The sequence below is a fragment of the Lujinxingia vulgaris genome (assembly GCF_007997015.1).
Taxonomy (GTDB): Bacteria; Myxococcota_A; Bradymonadia; order Bradymonadales; family Bradymonadaceae; genus Lujinxingia; species Lujinxingia vulgaris.
In genome coordinates this window covers 788,538-809,656 of sequence record NZ_VOSM01000001.1, presented here as the reverse complement: position 1 = coordinate 809,656, position 21,119 = coordinate 788,538, and the positions used below count along the sequence as shown (strand labels likewise).

General features: G+C 66.1%; 8 protein-coding genes. 3 read left to right on the top strand and 5 right to left on the bottom strand.

Annotated features, from left to right (window positions below):
• Window positions 1-163: 163 nt before the first annotated feature.
• The 3 genes from FRC98_RS03220 to FRC98_RS03210 are packed head-to-tail and all read left to right on the top strand — an operon-like array spanning window position 164 to window position 1,812.
• The gene (locus FRC98_RS03220) at window positions 164-472 is read left to right on the top strand and encodes a hypothetical protein (RefSeq protein WP_146979847.1); all 309 of its coding nucleotides are present in this window, start codon (window positions 164-166) and stop codon (window positions 470-472) included.
• Window positions 473-514: 42 nt separating this feature from the next.
• Window positions 515-991, top strand: a complete 477-nt coding sequence (locus tag FRC98_RS03215; protein WP_146979846.1) for a low molecular weight protein-tyrosine-phosphatase — start codon at window positions 515-517, stop codon at window positions 989-991.
• A gap of 23 nt (window positions 992-1,014) precedes the next feature.
• Entirely contained in the window at window positions 1,015-1,812 is a 798-nt protein-coding gene (locus FRC98_RS03210) for a protein-L-isoaspartate O-methyltransferase family protein (protein WP_146979845.1), read from the top strand.
• A 77-nt stretch (window positions 1,813-1,889) separates the two neighbouring features.
• Here the strand turns inward: FRC98_RS03210 and FRC98_RS21245 are convergent, their stop codons facing one another.
• The 5 genes from FRC98_RS21245 to FRC98_RS03180 form a co-directional block, all read right to left on the bottom strand.
• Complete coding sequence (locus FRC98_RS21245) at window positions 1,890-13,367, bottom strand: tetratricopeptide repeat protein (protein ID WP_230467221.1); 11,478 nt, start codon at window positions 13,365-13,367, stop codon at window positions 1,890-1,892.
• Window positions 13,368-14,025: 658 nt separating this feature from the next.
• Window positions 14,026-14,829 carry a hypothetical protein gene (locus FRC98_RS03195; protein ID WP_146979844.1) on the bottom strand — a complete coding sequence of 268 codons (804 nt, stop codon included), beginning with the start codon at window positions 14,827-14,829 and terminating at the stop codon, window positions 14,026-14,028.
• A gap of 317 nt (window positions 14,830-15,146) precedes the next feature.
• Window positions 15,147-17,045, bottom strand: coding sequence for an ABC-F family ATP-binding cassette domain-containing protein (locus FRC98_RS03190; RefSeq protein WP_146979843.1), 1,899 nt, complete (start codon window positions 17,043-17,045; stop codon window positions 15,147-15,149).
• Window positions 17,046-17,123: 78 nt separating this feature from the next.
• Window positions 17,124-20,360 carry a fused isobutyryl-CoA mutase/GTPase IcmF gene (icmF, locus tag FRC98_RS03185; protein WP_146979842.1) on the bottom strand — a complete coding sequence of 1,079 codons (3,237 nt, stop codon included), beginning with the start codon at window positions 20,358-20,360 and terminating at the stop codon, window positions 17,124-17,126.
• Between the two features lie 189 nt (window positions 20,361-20,549).
• Window positions 20,550-21,119 carry a NifU family protein gene (locus tag FRC98_RS03180; protein WP_146979841.1) on the bottom strand — a complete coding sequence of 190 codons (570 nt, stop codon included), beginning with the start codon at window positions 21,117-21,119 and terminating at the stop codon, window positions 20,550-20,552.

Sequence of the window (21,119 nt, the reverse complement as noted above, 5' to 3'; positions counted from 1 at the left end):
TGTAGGATCGGAGGGGGGGATGGTCGATGTTGGGGGTGAGTTGGGGCCTTGAAAGGATGGTGGGGATGGCGCAAACTACGAGCGAAAAACCTGCGTGAGGTTTCATGCCCCGACTGGATAGGCGATGCGAGGCTGAGGGTCTCGTCGAAGCTGGAGAGATGTGATGAGTTTGACACTGCAAGCACTGGAAGATGCGGGGTTTCCGACGGAGAACTGGCCGGAGGATCTTCCGACACCCGGGGAGTCGAATATTTATTCGAAGGAGTTGGAGGGGAAGAAGGCGTTGTACCGCTATCAGGTCAATGTGGAGGGAGCGACCTACGCGATGGAGGTGCTGCTGGACCTTGCGACGGCGCCGGACCCGGCGGAGGGTGTGGGGTTTATGCTGAACCAGTTTGGTTTTTTGTGGCGTCAAGATCGGGCGCAGGTGGCGGTGCAGCCCAACGGGGCGTGTCGTCGGATCAACTTCTGAGTGGCAAGCGATGGGGGCTACGGGCTTGAGGGAGAGCGAGAGATGCGTACCAGGGTGATGTTTTTTTGTCTGGGGAACATCTGCCGCTCACCGCTGGCCGAGGCGTTGTTTCGGTACCATGTGGAGGCGCGGGGGTTGGGGGACGGGTTTGAGATCGCGTCGTCAGGGACGAGCGGATATCACGTGGGGGAGCCGCCGGATCCGGGGAGTGTGAGGGTGGCCCGAGAGCGGCTGGGGTTGGACATCTCGGGGCAGCGGGCTCAGCAGCTGGTCGGTGCGCATGTTCAAAGCTACGACTGGCTTGTGGCGATGGACGGCGCCAACCTGCGGGATGCCCGGCGGCTGCCGGGAGGCGATGGCGGCCGGCTGGTGCTGCTGCGAGACTATGAGCCGGATGCGTCGCTGCGGAGTCGGGATGTGCCGGACCCGTGGGGCGGAGGACCGGAGCATTTTGAGCGGGTGTTTGAGATGGTGGAGCGCTGCACCGCGACGCTGCTCGACGCCATCGTGGCGCGCTGATTTGATTACACCGAGGAGAGGTTATGCGAGCTACGCGAGCGTTGTGTCGGGTTGTGGGCCTGGGTCTGCTTGCAGGGGTGGGGGTGATGGGGTGTGAGCCCTCCCCTGCCCCGTCGTCTGCGGAGGGTCAAATGCAGGCGGATGTGAAGATGGGGACGATTGAGCCGGAGGAGGACCCGAATGCGGCGGCGCGCCAGGGGGAACGGGAGCGGATGGTGAGCGCGCAGATCGTGGCGCGGGGGATCAAGGATCGCACGGTGGTGGAGGCGATGCGCAAGGTGCCGCGTCAGGAGTTTGTGCCGGCGCCGGTGCGTCCGCGGGCGTATCAGGATGCCCCGTTGCCGCTGGGAGGGGGACGCACGGTGCTGCAGCCCTATCTTGTGGGGTTGGTGCTGGAGCTTCTGGAGTTGAGCCCGGATGATCGCGTTCTGGAGGTGTCTCCGGGGAGCGGGTACACGGCGGCGGTGCTGGAGGAGATGGGGGCGGATGTGAAGGTGGTGGAGGGGGATTGTGAGATGGCCGGGTTGATGAGCGATGATCTGGTGCGTGCGGGTTACCGGGGGGTGGAGGTGCGCTGCGGGGAGGGTCTGGAGGGGTGGCCGGAGGGTGATGCGGGTTTTGAGGGGATTGTGGTGCATGAAGCGGTCGCAGAGCTGCCCGAAGCGCTGGTTGCGCAGCTGTCGCCGGGGGGGCGGATGGTGGTGGCGCTGGGTGCGGGGGAGGAGCAGGCGCTGACCGTGGTGAGCAAGGGGGAGGACGGCATGGTGACGCAGCGCGATGTGGAGCTGGTTCAGTTCTGGCGGCGCGGTGAGGCGGAGTAAGTAGCGCGTTACGCCGAGGCTCATAAAAAAGGCCGCCCGAGGGGGCGGCCTTTTTTCGTGGTGGAGGCAGGTGGGGCTTAAGCGCCGAGGGCGTCGAGGGCCTGCTGGCTGGGGGCGTGAGAGGCGTCGACGCGGAGGGCGCGTTTGTACATATCGCGGGCGCCGCGCTCGTCGCCGGAGGCCTGTCGGATGGCGCCGAGGTGGTAGTAGACGTCGACCTTGTCGGCGTTGTCTTTGATGTTCATCTGATGGAGCAGGAGGATCTGGAAGATCTTGAGGGCGTGCTCCAGGTCATCGCTGTCGAAGGCGAGCTTGCCGAGGCTGAGGAGGTTGGGGACGTAGGTGGCGTCGATCTTGTGGGCGGCCTCGTAGGACTGTCGGGCGCTGGTGAGATCGCCGGCCTGTTCGGCGAGCTTGCCCTGGAGGTGATAGAAGCGCACGACGTCTTTCATCTGGCGGGCGTCGAGCAGCGTGTCGATGACGGCGTTGAGGATCGGGGTGGCCCGGTCGAGGAGGCCCTGCTCGATGTAAGCGTCGAGCAGGGGCTCGACGATGGCGAGGTCATCGCCGGTGATGGCGCGGGCCTTCTCCAGAGCGTCGGTGCGAAGCGAGGTGCCGGGGAGGTGAAGGCGGGCGAGCTCACCCATTTGCAGGTAGAGCTGGACCTGCTCGTCGGCGGCGTCGGTGAGTCGGGCGCGGTGGTCGAGGAGGTTGTAGGCGCCGAGGTGATCTTCGGTGCGCTCGTAGAGGGCGTGAAGACGGCTCAGAGCGACCTCATCGGAGGGGAAAGACTCCAGGATGGTGAGGTAGGTGTCGGCTGCAGGCTGAGGTGCGTCGGCGTCGTGTTCCAGGGTGCGGGCGCGCTCAAGCATGAGGTCGTAGCGCTGCTGGTCGTCGGCGCGTTCCATGCGGCGGTCGAGGACAGCGATGACGTTGTCCCAGGCCTGTTGGGAGCGGTAGATGGCCTCGAGGCGGTTGAGGGCGTCGGGGTGATGGGGGTCGGCTTCGAGGACGGTGCCCGCGAAGCTGGCGGCCTCTTCGAGTTGTGCGAGTTCCTCGTGGCAGATCTGGGCCATGACGAGGAGGTGGTGGATCTGGGCGTCCTGGTCAGGGGCGCGGTCGAAGTGGAGCCTGTGCAGGCCGAGGAGGTCGTCCCAGCGGGCTTCGTTGCGGTAGAGGTCGCCGAGGGCGGCGATGACGTCGGGGTGATCGTCGCGCAGGGCGAAGGCGGCCTGGTAGTCCTCGATGGCGGCGTTGGCGTCGCGATCGACCTCGTAGCGCAGGCGCGCGCGGCGAAGAAGGAGGCGGACGATTTCGTCTTCGTTGGAAGCGAGTTCGAGTTGGCGATCGAGGAGGTCGCGCAGGGCCTGGTGGTCGCCAAGGCCGTGGTAGACGTCTTCGAGGGCGCGGAGGATCTGGGGATCGTCAGGGGCGAGCTCGCTGGCGCGGGTGTAGGCGTCGAGGGCGCGTCCGTGCTGTTCGAGGCGCTCGGAGGTGACGCTGCCGAGTTGAATGAGGAGTTCGAGCTGTTGTTCGGGCTCGGAGCGGTGGTTGAGCAGACGCTCCAGGGTGCTGGCGAGTTCCTCCCAACGCTCGGTGATCTCGAAGAGGCCACAGAGGGTTTCGAGGACTTCGGGGTCTTCGCCCTGGAGGTCGGTCAGGCCGATGAGGGCGTCGATGGCGCCGGGGTGGTCCTGGAGGCCGAGGCGGACGCGGCCGAGTTCGGCGTAGATGTCGGCCTGCTCGGAGGCGTCGTGGGAGGACTGGAGGCGTGCCGCGAGGACAGCTTCCAGGCTCTGGTCATCGCCCTGCTGGCGGGCGATGCGCTCGAGGTTTTCGAGGGCCTGGGGATGCGTGGGTTCGGTGGCCAGGACGACGCGGTAGAGGGAGGCCGCCTGCTTGTCGTCGCCGAGGATGCGGGAGGCCCAGTCGGCGGCGCGCTCAGCGAGTTCGAGTTGACGGATGGGGTCGTTGAGGTCTTCGACGATGTCTTCGTAGAGGACGACGAGGGCCTCGTAGAGGTCGCGTTGCTCTGCGATGGCCTCGATCTTCTCCTGGACGTCGACGTCATGGGGATCTTCGCGTAGCGCCCTGCCCCAGTGCGCGTATGCGGCTTCAACGTCGCCGAGTTCTTCGTACTCCAGGGTGGCGACTTCTCGGAGGAGGTCGGCACGCTCGGCGGAACTGTCGACGGTTTCGAGCTTCAGGAGGTAGAGACGGCTGAGTTTGAGCCAGTCCTGAGCCTCACGGTAGGTGGGTTCGAGGAGTTCGAGGATCTCGGGGCGCAGCTCATCGAGGTCGCTGAGGCGCTCCAGGCCCTCGACGGCGCCGGTGTGGGTGGGGTCGTCGAGGAGGACGCGGCGGTAAAGTTCGAAGGCCTCGAGAGGCTGTTCGATGGCGAGTTCGAGGAGGTAGGCGAGCTGGAAGTTGGTCTGGAGGAGCTCGTCGCCGTCGACCACGGCCTGTTTGGCGCGGAGGATCTGGACGAGGTCGGGCCAGTCTTCGAGGGCCTGGTAGATCTGGTCGAGCCAACGCAGGGCGTCGAGGTCGTACTCATCCATCTCCAGCACGGCCTGGAAGTGCCGAATCGCCTCATCGGCCTCGCCCATCCCCTGAGCGTACCCCTGGCCGACGGCGAGGTGCATGGAGCGTCGGACTTCGAGGTCGTCGACGCCGAGTTCAAGGGCTTCTTCGTAGAGGGCGACGAGGTCGTCCTGGAAGCCGAGGTGTTCGGCGAGGAGTTGGAGTTGTTCGCGCAGGAAGTCGACCTGGGGGACGTCGCGCAGGGCTCTGCCCAGGGTGGCGAAGGCTTTCACGGGGAGGTCAAAGGCGTCGATCTGGAGTTGGGCGAGATCGATGTAGAGGCCGGCGCGCTGCTCGGGGACCTCGCTGAGTTCGATCATGCGCTCGTAGAGGGCTTCGAGTTCGTCCCACTCTTCGCCGGCGCGGTAGGCCTGCTGGAGGGCCTGGCCCGCGGGGACGAGGGCTTCGGGGTGGGTCATCAGGCGGAAGAGCGCGCCGCGGACCAGGTAGTTCCGGGGGTCGCGGGCGAGTGCGTTGGCGTAACGTTCGAGGGCCTGGAGGGGATCGTTGAGGTGTTCGGCGAGGACGTCGCCCTGACGGACTTCGAGGGCGGTGATGTCGTCGAGGGCCTCGGGGTCGAGGAGGTCCTGGCGGGTGGTGAGGGTGTCGAGGAGTTCGGGCCAGCGCTGGTTGGCGTTGTAGAGATCGATGAGGGCATCGAGGGCGTCGGTGTCCTCGGGGTTGATGCCTAAGGCGTCGATGAAGCTGGCGATGGCGTCATCAGGGCGCTGGAGGTGATCGCGGCGGAGTTGGCCCAGGCGATGGAAGGCGCGTGAGCGAAGGGTGTCACCGTCGACGATGCTGAGCTTGTCGATGAGCAGAGCTTCGAGGCCCTCGTAATCCTGGAGGGATTCGAGGAGGCGCTCCATGACGAGGAGGTAGGAGAGCTCGGCGGGGTCGTCCTGTCGGAGTTCTTCGTAGAGTCGGAGGGCCTGGTCGGGCTGGTGGAGGGTCTCGTCGTAGATGCGGGCAATGCGCACGCGCAGGCTTTTGCCTTCCTCGGGGTCGTAGGTCTCAGCAAGGCGACGCTCCAGGATCTGGACGAGGGGCTCCCATTTGGAGAGTTCGCCGTAGAGTTCCTGGAGTTTGCTGAGGGTGTCTTCGGTGTCGGGGGCGATCTCGACGCTTTGCTGGTAGGCGGCGATGGCGCTCTCTTTGTCGTCGAGGGGGCCTTCGTAGACGCGGGCGATGGCGGCGAGGATGCGGCCCTGGCGGGCGACGTCGTCGGAGTCTTCGAGCGCAGCGAGGTAGATGGGGATGACGCGCTGCCAGGCGTCGAGGTCGGTGGCGAGGACTTCGACGAGTTCTTCGATCTCGGCGTTGGAGGGGTCGAGACAGTAGGCGCGCGCCAGGGTGATGAGAGCCTGGGAGCGTTCGACGACGTCTTCGCTCACGCGGAGCATGAGTTGGGCGCGTTCGACGAGGACCTGGACCTTTTGGGCGACGTCATCGAGGAGGTGGACCTTTTCTTCGAGGAGGTCGTCGATGCGCTGCCAGGCGAGGGATTCGTCGTAGGTGTTGAGGAGGAGGTCGATGACGCTCAAGCGCATGGGCTCCCAGGGGCCGCTGCGACGCTCAAGGTCGTGGCGGAGGCCCTCCAGGGCACGGATGGAGGGGCCGTGGGAGGGTTCGTCCTCAAGGATGGAGCGGTAGGTCTCAATGGCTTCTTCGACGGCGTCGAGGTGGGATTCCTGGAGGCGGGCGAGTTTGAAGCGGTTGTCGAGGACGACGTCGGGATCGAGGGCGTCGTTGATGCGCCAGCGGTAGATCTCGGCCAGGTCAAACCAGCGTTCGACCTGGGCGAGGAGTCGCTCCAGGGAGGCGCGGTAGGAGGCGGAGGTGGGGTCTACTTCGAGAAGTTGGTTGTAGGTGTCGGTGGCAGCTTCGACGTCGCCGAGGACTTCTTCGAAGAGGACGGCGAGCTTTTCGAGCCAGGGTGCGGCGTGCTCGGGCTGCTGCTCGGCGAGGAGGCGGTAGTGATCGGCCAGGGCGTGCCAATCGCGCTCGCGCTCCAGGAGTCGCTCGCGCAGGTCGATGGCACGCTCGAGGTCGGGAGCGAGGCCCATGGCGAGGTTGACGGCGTCGGAGGCGCGAGGGGTGTCGAGGAGGCGGTCGGCGAAGATCTCGGCCTGCTCTACGCGGAGGCGTGCGCGCAGGGCGTCGTCGATCTCGTAGCTTTCGCGCAGGACGGCGTCGTAGCGCTCGGCCAGAGCGAGCCAGCCCTGGTGGGGGTCGGTGACGCGTGCGGCGAGGATCGCGAGGGCGTCGCGGGCGGGCTGATCCGCGGGGTCGAGGGCAAAGATGCGGCCATGGATCTGCCAGGCCCAGGCCGGATCGTTGAGTTCATGGTCAACGATGTGGGCGAGCTCACGCAGCCAGGTGAGGCGCTCGGCGGGGAGGTCGCTGGCGGCGGCGCGGACGTCGAGGACGCGTGCCAGGCGGGCGCGGTCTTTGCGTTGGCGGTAGAGGGGTTCGAGGTGCAGGGCCGCCAGGGCGCTGTGTTCGGGGTCTTCGTCAAAGACGGATTCGAGCGAGGTGATGGCGTGGGGATGCTCCGCGTCGATGTCGAGGGCGCGGCCGTAGAGTTCGACGGCGCGGGGGACTTCGTGGAGAGGACCACGGCAGAGGTCGGCCAGGGCAAGTTCGGCCTGCAGCACCTCGGAGGGGAGGCTGCTGGAGGCGGCGATGTCGGTGTAGAGGTCGGCGAGTTCCTCCCAGCGCTGCTGCTCGGAGAGGAGGCGCACGAGGTTGTCGAGAGCGTGCTGGCCGCGGGGCTCGAGGGCACGCACGCGTCGCCATGTTTCGACGGCGGAGAAGGCGTCGTTGAGGCGGTTCTCCTGCAGGTCGGCGATCTTTCGCAGGAAGGTGAGCGCGTCGGAGGGTTTGGTGTCGATGAGAGCCTGGTGGCGCGCCTCGAAGAGTTCGATGAGGTCGTGCCAGCGCTCCTGGTGGTCGAGGAGCGACATGAGGCTGGCGAGGGCTTCGGCATGGGAGGGTTCCATGGCGAGGACTTCGCGCAGGTGGTGTTCGGACTCGGCCTCATCGCCCAGTGCGTCGCCGAAGATCATGGCGAGCTTGAGGTGGAGGTCGAGGAGCATGCGGGGTTCGAGGGCACGCTCGAGGACGGCGCGGAGATGCTCCGTGAGGGTGTCCCAGGCCTGGAGGCGGCTTCCCAGAGAGATGAGGGCGTCGCCGTAGCCTTCGCGCTGCGGCTCCAGGGCCCAGGCCTGAGCAAAGCAGGTCATGGCGAGCTCGCCGCGGTCGTCGAAGCGGTCGCGGGCGATGACGCCGCGGTCGAAGAGGACGGTGGCCTTTTCGGTGGGGTCGAGGAGCTGGGTGGCGAGGCGGTCGAGGAGTTCGAGGAGTCGGGACCAGCGGTTGTTGCGGCGGTAGATCTCGCGGAGATCGGGGGCGACGTCCTCGACCCAGGCGTCGTCCTGAGCGAAGGCTTCGAGGCGTGCGACGGCGTCGGGTTGATCCTCGACGCGGGTCAAGATGGCGCGGAAGACCTGGAGGGCTTCGGCGGTGTCGAAGAGTTCATCGGCGAGGGCGGAGCCCAGGCGAAGTTCGAGATCGAGGCGAAGTTCGGGATCGCGGGCCGCGGGGCTGTCGAGGCGCTGGCGAGCGACGTCGACCCAGTCTGCCCAGCGGGCTTCATCGCGGAGGATGCGGTCGAGTTGGGCCAGAGCGTGGAGATGCCCCGGGGTTTCGGCGACGATGCGGCGGTAGGTGGCGACGGTTTCTTCGAGGTCGTGGAGCTGGTGTTCGTAGACCTCGGCAAGTCTGGCGAGGACGCCCATGCGCGCGGCGCCTTCCTCGACGAGTTCGGCCTTACGCTGGAGGAGCTCTGCGAGTTCGAAGTGCAGGTCTTGCTCGGCGTAGAGGCGCTCGAGGGCCTCGACGACCTGGAGGTCTGTGGGGTCGGCCTCCAGGACGAGGCGGTTGGTGTCGATGGCGTCGGGGGCGTTGCCCAGGACCTGCTCCTGGAGGATGGCGACGCGGCGCAGGAGTTTGAGGCGCTGGTCGGAGCCGGCGACCTCGGCCTGGCGCAGGAGGACGAGGCTGAGGTTTTCGGTATCGCCGGTGGACTCGAAGAGGCGCTCGAGGGCTTCCATGGCGGGGATGTCGTTGGGATCGAGTTCAAGAGCCTGCTCAAAGGCGGCGATGGCACGGGTGGCGTCGTTGAGCTTCTGGGTGGCGAGCTGCCCGACGCGTTTCCAGATGGCGCCAGCGGCGAAGGCGTCGGCGCGGGTGGCGGCCTGTTCGAGGGTGGAGGCGGCCTCGTCGAGGGCGTCTACGGCGTTGGCGAGTTCGATGAGACGCTTGCGACGGTCCTCGTCGTCGGGTTGCAGAAGGACAGCGCGGGCGATGGCGTCGAAGGCCTGGCGGGGTCGGCTGAGCTTTTTGTGGCGGAGGGTGACGAGTTCATCGAGGATTTCGAGTTGCTCGAAGGGCTCTTCGCAGAGGTCGAGGCGGATGGCGAGGACGTGGTCGAGACGGTCGTACTCGCTGCGCAGGCGGTAGATGGGTTCGAGAGTGCGGGCCAGATCGAGGCGGAGCTCAGGCCAGGAGGCCTCGGAGGCCAGGCGCTCGTCGAGGTCAGCGACGAAGGCCAGGACGGCGTCGTCTCCGGGATCGTCTTCGAGGAGATCGATGCTGATGGCGACGGCGCCGGGGAGGTCGTCGAGTTGTTCGAAGCGCAGGCTGGCGAGGCGTCGCAGGAAGGCGCGGCGGCGCTGGGGCTGGAGGGTCTGGTCGGCCTGTTCGGCGAGTAAGGCGTCGAGGTCGTGCCAGGCCTGCTGATCGCGGAGGAGACGCTCCAGGGCGTCGACGGCGTCGGTGTGATCGGGCTCGATGGCGAGGACTTCGCGGTAGAGTTCGATGGCGTCGACGGGTTGGTGGAGCGACTGGTCGAGGAGGGTTGCGGCTTTGGCCAGGAGGTTGACGCGATCTTCGTCGAGGTCGACCAGGAGCGCGCGCTTGCGGAGGATATCGACGAGATCGGCGGTGCGCTCGTCTTTGCGGTAGAGGCGTTCCAGCGCTTCGACGGTGGGGAGGTCCATCGGGTCGTAGGCGTGGAGGCGCTCCCAGGCTTCGAGGGCTCGCGGGCGGTCTTTGAGCTGGTGCTCACGGATGGCGGCGAGGTGGCGGAGGAGGTCGAAGCGCGTGGGAGACTCATGGCCGAGCAGCGGGCTCTGGGCGGTGAACATCTCTTCGATGAGGGCCCATCGGTTGAGGCGGGCGCCGAGCTGTTCGACGCGGAGCCAGATATCGTCGCGTTCGGGGTCGATGTTGAACTGGCGGCAGGCGTGGGTGAAGGCAGCTTCGAGGTCCTTGAGCTCGTCGGCGTAGAGGGGGATGAGCTCGTCGAGGATCTCCTGCTCTTCGAAGGGGTCGTCGCAGACTCGGAGTCGAGCCTCGAGCGCTTCGGCGAGGGGTTCGTGAGCGTTGAGGTCGCGGAGGATGGGCTCAAGGAGCAAGGCGGCGTCGCGGGCGAAGTCGTCACGATCGAGGAACTGACGGGCGGCGGTGAGGGCGCCGTCGTGTTCGGGGTTTTCCCCTAAGACCTCGGCGTAGGCTCGGAGCGCGCCGTGGGGGTCATCAAGGTGGTCGCGCATGAGGTCGCCGAGTTCCATGCGGGCGCGCCAGACGGCTTCGGGGCCCTCGTAGGCGGCCAGAGGGATCTCGCGCATGAGGAACTCGGCGACGTCGTGGTGACGCTCGTCGAGGCGGTGGAGCTCTTTGACGCCTCGGAGCGCGCCGAGGTGATCGGGGTCGCGATCGAGGATCTCCATGTAGGTCTGGCGGGCAGCGTCTTTCTGGTCGAGGTGAGCGCGCTGGACGTCGGCGATTTTGGAGAGCTGGTCGACGAGGTCGGCGTCTGCGGCGCCCTGCTCTGCCAGGAGTTGGATTTGAGCGCGGAGGGTGTCGACGCGATCTTCGTGGCGGCCAGCGCGGTCGTAGAGAGGGTCCAGCGCCGCTAGTACTTCGATGGATTCGGGAAGGCGGGGGCGAAGGAGCTCAAAGAGCTCGATGGGGCGCTCGGTTTGCTGGAGGTCTTCTGCGAGCAGCGTGGCCGCGCGTGTGAAGAGGTCGTTCTGGGTGGCTTCGTCGTCGATGGACTCGGCCCTTTCGATCCAGGCGTCGGCGAGGGTCTGCTGGAGGGATGCGGCGCGGGCGTAGTCGAGGGAGACGTCGAGGATTTCGGGGTCGGCCGGGAAACGCTCGAAACACTTGAGGGCCAAGGCCAGGGCCTGGTCAGGCTGGCCGCGGCGGTGTTCGAGGTCGGCGATGGCGAGCATGGTTTCGACGCGGGGGCCGTCTTCGTCGCGTCGTGCGAGAAGGAATTGGTGGGCCTCGATGGCGCGATCGAAGTGGGACTCGGCGACGTAGACGGGGAGCAGGCGCTCGTAGAGGGCGGCCTGCGCGTCGTCGTCGGGAGCGCGAAGGAGGAGGTCTTCCAGGGCGGTGATGAGGCGGGCGTTGTCCTGGAGGTGTTGTTGAGCGATGCGGACCTGGCGTTCGCGGAGGTCGACGACGTCGGCGTCGTCGCGGCCTTCGGTCAGTAGGTCGAGGCGCTGGTAGAGGTCCTCGGGGCGCTCGGCGTTGAGGTAGAGGTCTTCGAGGGCGTCGAGTTGGGAGGTGTGGCCGAAGATCTCGCTGAGGCTGTCGAAGGCCTCAAGGTGGTCGGGGTTCTCATGGAGGATGGCCTGCCAGGCGCGAGCGGCCTCGTCGAGGTCGGAGAGGCGATGGTGGTAGAGGCGTGCGGCATCTTCGCAGACGGCCAGGGCTTTGTCGGGCTCGAATGAGGGCGCCCGGGATTCGAGGAGGCTGGCGAGGGCGCGCCAGTCTTCGAGGCGACGGTAGGTGCGCTGGAGGTCGTCGAGGCGCTCTTCGGAGGGGTGGGATTCGGTGAGGGCTTCGAGGACACGGGCTTCGCGCTCGGGGTCGCGGAGTTTCTCGCGGGCCATCTCCAGAAGTTCGGTCAGGCGGGTCTCGCGCAGGTCGCCGAGTTCAAGGACCGCCTCTTTGACCTCGAGGTCGAAGAGGGAGCGGAAGTCTCGGCGCTGCTCGTAGATCTGGCGGAGGCGGTCGCGGACGTCGGCCTCTTCCGGGGCGATCTCGATGACGCGCTCCAGGTAAGGGATGGCCTGGGTGACGTTATTGAGGCGCTCCTGCCAGATGTCGGCGACTTCGAGGAGGAGGCCGACGGCGCGGCCGATGTCGCCCTGCTCTGCGGCGCGCTCGGCGGCGTCGGAGAGGAGGCTTGCGAGGTCGTTGAAGCGGCGGTTCTTTTCGTAGAGGTCGCGGAGTTGATCGAAGGCCGAGGGGTGGAGGGGGTCGAGCTCCAGGATCTGGGCCATGATCGTGATGAGCATGGAGTCGAGGTTGAGACGGACGCGGTAGATGTCGGCCATCTCTTCGAGGAGCGCGATACGCTCGGGGGCGTTGTCGGGGTCGGTCTCTTCGAGTTGGCGGACTTCGTCTTTGATGAGGTCGACGAGGGCGTTCCACTTGCCGTGATCTTCGTAGAGGTGTCGCAGGCGGCGACGTGCCTCAAGATCTGCGGGGAACTCGCGGAGGAAGTTTTTCCAGACGTCGATGGCCTTCTCGGCGCTGCCGAGTTCGGTCTCGGCGATGTCGGAGAGGCGCTCGGCGACGAGCCAGTAGTCGTCGCGGTCATCGAGCTGGGTGAGGCGTCCGGCGAGCAGGGAGAAGAGCTTTCGCCAGTCGCCGGCGTCTTCGTAGTAGGCTTCGTAGAAGGCGAAGACGTCGGGGTGGGCGTCATCGAGGAGTTTGAGGCGCTTGAAGTAGTACTCGGCGCGTTCGTCGTCGTTGAGCTCCAGCCAGTAGAGTCTGGCGAGCTCGGTCATGACCTCCCATTCGCCGTCGCGCTTGCGGAGGTAGCGCACGGCGTGTTCGAGGGTTTCGGCGAGTTGGCCGAGGTCGCCCTGCCCGCGCAGGTCGGCGCGGATGGTGGCGAGGGCGGAGAGGTTGGCGGGGTCATCCTGGAGAGCCTGCCGGGCCTGGTCGAGGTCGCCATCGAAGGGCGGGATGGCATCGAAGAAGGCGCTGACGCAGCGCTTTTGAGTTGCAGGGGCGTCTTCGGGGGTGGAGCCAGGCTGGGTCATGGGGTCGGTGTCGTTGGAGGTTTGGCCGGAGGCGTCGGGTTGGGCGTTGAGTTCGTCGATGATGAGGCGCGCGTCCTCGTTGTCGGGGTCGGCGTCGAGGGCCTTGCGGGCGAAGTCGAGGGCGCGCGGGGGTTGTCCAGCGAGTCGGTCGTATTCGAGCTGGGCGGCTTCGAGCCAGGCCTGCGCGGCGTCGGCGCCCTCCCCTTCGGCGAGGAGCGCGGTGGCGAGCTCATCGGCTTCGTCGATGGCGTCGGCGACGGTGATGCCGCGCTCATAAAGGGCGGTGAGCTGGGCGACGAGGGGATCGGGGTGATCGATTTGCGCGAGGGTTTCGAGGGCGGTCGCGATGTCGTCTCGGTGCTCGGCGTGGATCTGGGCGATGGCGAGGAGGAGACGTGTGCGCTGAGCGGGCTCGGTGGCGACTCGGGCTTCGATCTGGTGTGTGGTGAGGAGGTTCTCCCATTCGGCGTGCTCGAGGTAGACGGCGGAGGCACGCTGGAGCGGGAGGGCATCTTCGGGGTGAGCTTTGAAGGCGGCCTGGTAGGCTTCCATGCCGCGGGGGCGTTGGTTGAGCTCGTTGAGGTAAAGATCGCCCAGGGCCAGGAGTGCGCGGGCCTTTTCGGGGCCGGGCTGGAGGGATTCGGCGAGGGTGTGGAGGCTCTGCGCGAGGCTCTCGTAGTCTGGCGAGAGGGTGCTGATGCTGGCCTGTTCCCGAGCCACGGAGAGGGCTTCTTGCCAGTGTCCGTGTTCCCAGCAGAGGCTCTGGAAAGCGCGGAAGATGTCGGGGTTACCGGGGTCGGTGGCCAACTGGTCCTGGAGCGCGCGGAGCTGATCGGTCATCGATCTTACCTGTCTGTAGAGCGGGAGTGCCTGACGCGAGGAGGCATGCGTTAAGGCTGATGGCGAGCGCGGTATCCTACACTGTTCGGGGGGTGAAGCCGTCTGGCAAATGTAGCAATCAAAGCGGGAGTGCGGCAAGGCGGTCGGCGTGATGAAAGAGGTGCGGTTACAAGACGTAGCGAAAAGGTGGCCTGAATGGGGAGTGGGAGGGTGAGGGGAAGGAGAGTCGGAGCGCCGGGGGTGGAGTGAGGTGGTGAGAGGTGATGGGTGTGGACGGCCGGTGGTGAGGTGAGAGGCGTGGGGTCAGGCGATGGGGAGCGCTCGGTGTAGCGAGTGATGAGGAGAGGTGTGGGAGGGGTCAGGCCGGGGGTCGAGTCCCACCCGGAGGGGTGTGGGAGGGGTCAGGCTGAGGGTCGAGTCCCACCCGGAGGGGTGGATCATGCCCCCGAATGAGGGATAACCTGCAAAAGTTAGCAGGTCGGCGAGGGGTCAAGGTGTGGGTCGGGTGCGGCGGCCGGGGTGCGGTGAAGGGAGCGAGGGAGGGTTGGGTGCGAGGTGCGGGCAGGTTGGGTTGGGTCGTGTGAAGACGGGGGCAAAAAAAAGACGCCGGGCGGATGCCCGGCGTCGGAGTGCTGCTTACGCTTGCGGTGGTTGGCCCTTATTCAGCGTCGGGCGCGTCAGGGAGGTCGAGGTCATCCTCAGGTTTGGTGGGGAGCTCGATGATGTCGATGTCGTGGTCGTCGGGGGTGACGTTTTTGCCGCGGCGGCGGTGGTGAATGGCGATGCGGGCCTGCTGGTCTCGGAGGGAGGCTAAGAGGCTTGCGCGGAGTTCGGGTTGATCGAGGGTGCTGGCGAGGACCTGGATGATGACGGCGGCGAAGGCTTCGCGTGCGGCGTGCCGGGCGCTGTTGACACGCTCGAAGGAGAGGACGTCGTCATGGACAGCGAGTTGGCGTGCGAAGTCGGTTTTGTAGGTGATGAGGTCCGCGACGAGGTCGGTGATGCCGACGGCGCCGAGTTGGACGTGGAGGTCGCGCTGGAGGCGTTGGATGAGGAGGTCGTAGGCGGCGAGCTGCTCCTCCAGGCGCGAGGCGACGACGGGGCGAACACCGCGTGGGAAGGCGACCCTGAGCACTTCGATGGCGGCGAGTTTACGGGGCGTATCGCGGTGCTGGGAGCCGAAGGTCTGGCAGACGTCGTGGATCTGGGAGAGGGTGCGGGCGATGAGGGCGCTGGTTTTGACGGCGTCTGCGCGGGAAGGCAGGCCGGTCTGGCCGGAGTTCGCCCACTGGTCGTCGAGGAGTTGGGAGTGAGCGCAGGCTTCGAGGGCGCTCTCAGCGCGGGAGCAGACCTCGTCGAGGCCGGCGTCGCAGGCTTTCTCTTCGATGTCTGTGATGCAGAAGGACATGCTGCCGTTGGGCTGCTGGTAGAGGTTGAGCGAACTCCAGAGGGTATCGAACATGGTGTCTCCGTCGGGAAAGGAGCCCGGTGGGGGCTCGAGGTCAGCGCGGCGGGGGCATGGTCGACGGCATGCCCGGGGTGCGTTGAGGTCCCCGACGGCATCGCAAGGCAGAGCGCTTGCGACGGAGATGTGTGAAGCCAACGCCCTTTCGAGGGGCTTCGACCTGAAGACGGGGGAGGCGGCCACGCGTCGCCCTCCCGCCACATCGAGAAAGAAGTGGGGGGAGTCTGAGCGCGGAAGACGCCTGGTCAAGTCGATTTTTGTTTATGGAGGGGTAGCTCCGGCCAGGGGCGTGGAGCCCGGGGCTTGAAGCGGGGTCAGGCCAGCTCGGAAAGTTCCATCCAGCGCTCGAGGGCCGTCTCGAGTTCGGCGCTGAGGGTGGCCTTTTCTTCATCGAGGGAAGCGACCGCTTCGTAGTCGGTGGCGGAGGCGACCATGGCCTGGTCGATGGCTTCGAGGCGCTCTTCGATCTGAGCGATGCGGGGTTCGAGGGCTTCGAGTTCGCGGCGCTCTTTGTAGGAGAGTTTGCGGGGGGCGTCGGTCGTGGGGGCGGCGGGCTCGGGGGTGGAGCTGCGCTGGGCTTCGGCGCGAGCGGCGGCGTCCTGGCGGTCTTTGCGGGCCTGTTGGGCGCGGCGCTCTTCGAGGAAGGCGTAGTTTCCGGGGACTTCTTCGACGTTGCCGCCTTCGTTGAAGGTGAGGAGGTGTTCGCAGGTGCGGTCGAGGAAGTAGCGGTCGTGGCTGACGGTGATGACGGCGCCGTCGAAGCTGTCGAGGTAGTCTTCGAGGACGGTGAGGGTGTCGACGTCGAGGTCGTTGGTGGGCTCGTCGAGGAGGAGGACGTTGGGCTGTCGCATGAGGATGCGGAGCAGGTAGAGGCGTCGGCGCTCACCGCCGGAGAGTTTGTGGATGTAGGTCCACTGTTTGTCGCGGTCGAAGAGGAAGAGGTCGAGCATCTGCGAGGCGGTGAGGAAGCCGTCGGAGGTGGGGATGCGGTGGGCGACTTCGGTGATGTAGTCGTGGACACGCATGTCGGGGTCGAGGCCTTCGGCCTGCTGGTCGAAGTAGCCGATGACGACGGTCTCACCGATATCGACGGAGCCGTGGTCGGGGGTGAGGCGGTCGGCGATGATGTTGAGGAGGGTTGATTTGCCGGCGCCGTTGGGGCCGACGATGCCGAGGCGGTCGCGGCGGTCGACGGTGTAGGAGACCTCGTTGAGGATGGTGCGACCTTCGTAGGCGTGTGAGACGTGGTCGAGGCGGATGATCTTTTTGCCCAGGCGGCTCTCGACGGTGTCGATTTCGACCTTCTGTTCGTCGAGGTTGACCGCGCCGTCGATGAGGGCGTGAGCGCGCTGGATGCGGGATTTGCTTTTGGTGGTGCGGGCTTTGGGGCCTCGACGCAGCCAGGCGAGTTCTTTTTTGGCGAGCTGGGCGCGCTTGGACTCGGCGATGTGTTTGAGTTCTTCGCGGTGAGCGCGGGCTTCGAGGAAGGCGGAGTAGTTGCCGGCGTGGCGGTAGACGGTGTGGTCTGCGAGTTCGAGGATGACGTTGGCGACGCGGTCGAGGAAGTAGCGGTCGTGGGTGATGAGGAGGAGGCCGGTGCTGCGGCTGGCGAGGTAGTCTTCGAGCCAGGCGACGGTCTCAATGTCGAGGTGGTTCGTAGGCTCATCGAGGATGAGGAGGTCGCTGGGGCGGACGAGGGATCGGGCCATAGCGACGCGCTTTTGCTGGCCACCGCTCATCTGACCGACGGGCTGGTCGTGGTTGAGGATGCCGAGCTGGGAGAGGATGGTTTTGGCTTCGTTTTCCAGGGTCCAGCCGCCGACGCGGTCCATCTCTTCACCGAGCTCGGCGACGCGCATGATGAGGTCGTTGTCCTCAGGGTTGGTGGCGAGTGCGCGGCAGGCGGCCTCGTAGGCCTCGACGACGCGGAAGGCCTGGGGGCCATCGGCGATGACGGTCTCGAGCGCGGTGCGCTGAGGCTCAAGGTCGGGCTCCTGGGGGAGGTATTCGATGCGGGCCTGACGGGCGTGGGTGACCTTGCCCTCGTCGGGGGGCTCAAGTTCAAGGAGGATGCGAAGGAGGGTGGTCTTGCCGGCGCCATTGACGCCCAGGAGGCCGACGCGGTCGTCTGCGCCCAGGCCAAAGCTGACGTCTTTAAAGAGGGTGCGATCGCCGAAGGATTTCGCGACGGAGTCCACAGAGATGACGACCATAGAGCCTCATGTCCCCCCGGGCGGGGGGAGGTGTTCGGGTGTGTGCGTGGGTGGGGTGATGCGGGTGACGGGGGGCCGTTACATGGAGCGGCGGTACTGGCCGCCGACCTCATAGAGGGCGCGGGTGATTTGCCCGAGGCTTGCGACGCGGACGGTGCGCATAAGCTCATCGAAGATGTTGCCGTCGCCGAGTGCGACCTCTTTGAGGCGTTGGAGGGCAGCGTCGGTCTGAGCGTCGTGGGAGGATTTGAAGCTGGCGAGGTTGTCGAGCTGGGTTTGTTTTTCTTCGGTGGTGGAGCGGATCAGCTCGAGTTTGATGCCGTCGCCGTCGTCGATGCCTTCGGGGGCTAAGAAGGTGTTGACGCCGATGATGGGGAGTTCGCCGGAGTGCTTTTTGAGTTCGTAGTGGATGGACTCATCCTGGATCTTGGAGCGCTGGTACTGGGTCTCCATAGCGCCGAGGACGCCGCCGCGGCGGCTGATGGCCTCGAACTCCTGGAGGACGGCTTCTTCGACGAGGTCGGTGAGTTCGTCGATGACAAAGGAACCCTGCCAGGGGTTTTCGTTCATGGAGAGGCCGAACTCGCGGTTGATGATCATCTGGATGGCCATGGCGCGGCGGACGCTGGCCTCGGTGGGGGTGGTGATGGCTTCGTCAAAGGCGTTGGTGTGGAGGCTGTTGCAGTTGTCGAAGAGAGCCAGCAGGGCCTGAAGGGTGGTGCGGATGTCGTTGAACTGGATCTCCTGGGCGTGCAGGGAGCGTCCGGAGGTCTGGATGTGGTATTTGAGCTTCTGGGAGCGCTCGTTGGCGCCGTAGCGCTCGCGCATGGCGACGGCCCAGATGCGGCGTGCGACGCGACCGAGCACGGTGTACTCGGGGTCCATACCGTTGGAGAAGAAGAAGGAGAGGTTGGGGGCGAAGTCGTCGATGTTCATGCCCCGCGCCAGGTAGTACTCGACGAAGGTGAAGCCGTTGGCGAGGGTGAAGGCGAGCTGGCTGATGGGGTTCGCGCCGGCCTCAGCGATGTGGTAGCCGCTGATGGAGACGGAGTAATAATTTCGGACCCTGTGGTCGACGAAGTACTCCTGGATGTCGCCCATCATCTTGAGGGCGAATTCGGTGGAGAAGATGCAGGTGTTCTGGGCCTGGTCTTCCTTGAGGATGTCGGCCTGGACGGTGCCGCGGACGACCTTGAGGGCGTTTTCGGCGATGTCGGCGCGCTCGTCGTCGGTGGGCGCCCTGCCCTCGCGTTCTGTGAAGGCGTCGACCTGCTGGTCGATGGCGGTGTTGAGGAACATGGCCAGGATGATGGGCGCCGGACCGTTGATGGTCATGGAGACGCTGGTGTTGGGGGCGCAGAGGTCGAAGCCGTCGTAGAGGCGCTTCATGTCGTCGAGGGTGCAGACGCTGACGCCGGAGTTTCCAACTTTTCCGTAGATGTCGGGGCGAAGATCGGGGTCTTCGCCGTAGAGGGTCACGGAGTCGAAGGCGGTGGAGAGGCGGTTGGCGGCTTCGCCCTCGCAGAGGTAGTGGAAGCGTTTGTTGGTGCGCTCGGGGGTGCCTTCACCGGCGAACATGCGCTTGGGCTCTTCGTCGCGGCGCTTGAAGTTGAAGACGCCGGCGGTGAAGGGAAACTCCCCGGGGACGTTTTCGAGGAGTTGCCAGCGGACGATATCGCCCCAGTCCTGGAAGCGCGGCAGGGAGACGCGGCGGATCTTGGAACCGGAGAGGGAGGTGGAGGTCAGCTCAAAGCGGCGGACCTTGTCGCGGATCTGGACCTCGAAGTGGTCGCCGGCGTAGCGGGCTTTGAGGTCTTCCCAGCCGTCGAGGAGCTTCCGGGTGCGGCGGTCGAGGCGGTCTTCAAGTTCGTCTCGGTGGGTGAAGAGGGCTTCGGCGTTGTCTTCGCCGAGGAGCTTTGCGGCGCCGTCGAGCTGGTAGAGCTTGGTGGCGATGTCGGCCTGGGATTCGGCCCAGGCGCGGTAGCCGCGGCAGGTGCTGGCGATGTCGGCCAGGTAGCGGGTGCGGTCGGCGGGGATGATGGTGTGGGTCTTCTGGCTGATGGGGCCGTCGAAGTTCCAGCGGGAGTCAAAGGCACCGAAGAAGCGTGTGGCCAGGGCGTGGTAGAGGGCGCTGACGCCGGTATCACCGAACTGGCTGGCGATGGTGCCGAAGACGGGGACGTCATCGTCGGGGATGTCGTAGGAAATCTGGCGGTTGCGGCGGAGCTGCTTGCGGACGGCGCGGAGGGCGTCTTCGCTGCCGGCTTTCTCGAACTTGTTGATGGCGACGAAGTCGGCGTAGTCGAGCATGCCGATCTTCTCGAGCTGGGTGTGTGCACCGAACTCGTTGGTCATGACATAGAGGGAGCAGTCGGCGTAGTCGACGATGTCGGCGTCGCCCTGCCCGATGCCGCTGGTCTCGACGATGATGAGGTCGAAGCCGGCGGACTGTACGACAGCGATGGCGTCGGCGAGTGCGTCGGAGACTTCGCCCCTGGAGCCGCGGGTGGCGAGCGAGCGCATGTAGACGCGGTCGTCGTCGATGGCGTTCATGCGGATGCGGTCGCCCAGGAGCGCGCCGCCGGTTTTGCGGCGGGAGGGGTCGACGCAGATGAGGGCGATGCGGCGGTCGTCGAAGTCCATCAAAAAGCGGCGGATGAGTTCGTCGGTGAGGCTGCTCTTGCCTGCCCCGCCGGTGCCGGTGATGCCCAGGACCGGGGCTAAGGTGTCGGGGGCGGGGAGGCTGAGTTCACCCAGGCGGCCCTGCTCTGCCATGGTGATGGCACGTGCCAGGGCGCCGGGGCGAGCGGAGGTGACGTCTGCGGGGTCGGCGATGCCTACGCGGGCGACCGGGTCGTAGTCGGTGAGTTCGAGCATGTGGTTGATCATGCCCTGGAGGCCGAGGCGGCGGCCGTCTTCGGGGCTAAAAATCTTCTGGACACCGTAGGCTTCGAGCTCGGCGATCTCTTCGGGGACGATGACACCGCCGCCCCCGCCGAAGACTTTGATGTGGGAGGCGCCGCGTTCTTTGAGGAGGTCGACCATGTATTTGAAGAACTCGACGTGCCCGCCCTGGTAGCTGCTGATGGCGATGCCCTGGGCGTCTTCGGCGATGGCGGCGTTGACGATCTCGTTGACGGAGCGGTTGTGGCCCAGGTGGATGACCTCGGCGCCGGAGGCCTGGAGGATGCGGCGCATGACGTTGATGGCGGCGTCGTGGCCGTCGAAGAGGCTGGCGGCGGTCACAAAACGCACGGCGTGGGTCAGGGAGATGGGGGTGTTGACCGTGTCGGGTGCGAGGGCGTGGACGCTCATGGTCTCATCCGGGCTGAGAGGGGGTCGAAGGATGGTGCCGCCGGGAGGGGCGGCGAAGCCAACAAAGTTGGGGGCACTAAAACAAAGGTGGGGGGCGATTGACAAGTCTCAGCGGGGGGAAGATTCAACGCAACGAGGCCACCCGGGTGGGGTGGCCTCGAAGATGGGTGTGCTTCGCTGTGGAGTCGCTCAGACGGTGGCGACGTAGAGCTCAGGGTCGACCTCGACCTGGAGTAGATTCTCGATGGCCAGGAGGGTGCCGGTCATGGAGGCGGGGCAGGTGCCGCAGGCGCCCTCGTAGCGCACGAGGAGCTGGTTATCGACAAGGCCCATGATCTTGAGGCCGCCGCCGTCGCCGGCGAGGAAGGGCATGATGTGCTCGTCGATGGTTTCGCGGATCATGGGCAGGCGAGGGTCGTCCATGCCCGGCAAGTCGGAGTCATCGGTGTCGTCACCGCTGACGGAGAGGCCGCCCTCGGGGTTGGCGTCGGCGAAGCTGGCGGCGCGGATGGGTTCGGCGACGGCGCGCAGGAGCTGCGACCAGTCGGCGCCGCCATCCTGGGTGACGGTGATCCAGCGGTCGGCGAAATAGACGCTGATGACGTGGTCGATCTCGAAGATCGCTTTGGCCAGGGGGACAGCCGACGCCTGGTTGAAGTCCTCAAAGGAGCGGGTCACGAAGCCGTGGGTGACGGCCTCGGTGAGGACGAACTTCATGGCGTTGGGGTTGGGAGTGGGCTCAATCTCGGCGATTTTCAT

Coding starts and splice junctions, on each gene's coding strand:
- FRC98_RS03220 (WP_146979847.1), top strand. CDS start 164: ATGAGTTTGACACTGCAAGCACTGGAAGATGCGGGGTTTCCGACGGAG.
- FRC98_RS03215 (WP_146979846.1), top strand. CDS start 515: ATGCGTACCAGGGTGATGTTTTTTTGTCTGGGGAACATCTGCCGCTCA.
- FRC98_RS03210 (WP_146979845.1), top strand. CDS start 1,015: ATGCGAGCTACGCGAGCGTTGTGTCGGGTTGTGGGCCTGGGTCTGCTT.
- FRC98_RS21245 (WP_230467221.1), bottom strand. CDS start 13,367: ATGACCGATCAGCTCCGCGCGCTCCAGGACCAGTTGGCCACCGACCCC.
- FRC98_RS03195 (WP_146979844.1), bottom strand. CDS start 14,829: ATGTTCGATACCCTCTGGAGTTCGCTCAACCTCTACCAGCAGCCCAAC.
- FRC98_RS03190 (WP_146979843.1), bottom strand. CDS start 17,045: ATGGTCGTCATCTCTGTGGACTCCGTCGCGAAATCCTTCGGCGATCGC.
- icmF (WP_146979842.1), bottom strand. CDS start 20,360: ATGAGCGTCCACGCCCTCGCACCCGACACGGTCAACACCCCCATCTCC.
- FRC98_RS03180 (WP_146979841.1), bottom strand. CDS start 21,119: ATGAAAATCGCCGAGATTGAGCCCACTCCCAACCCCAACGCCATGAAG.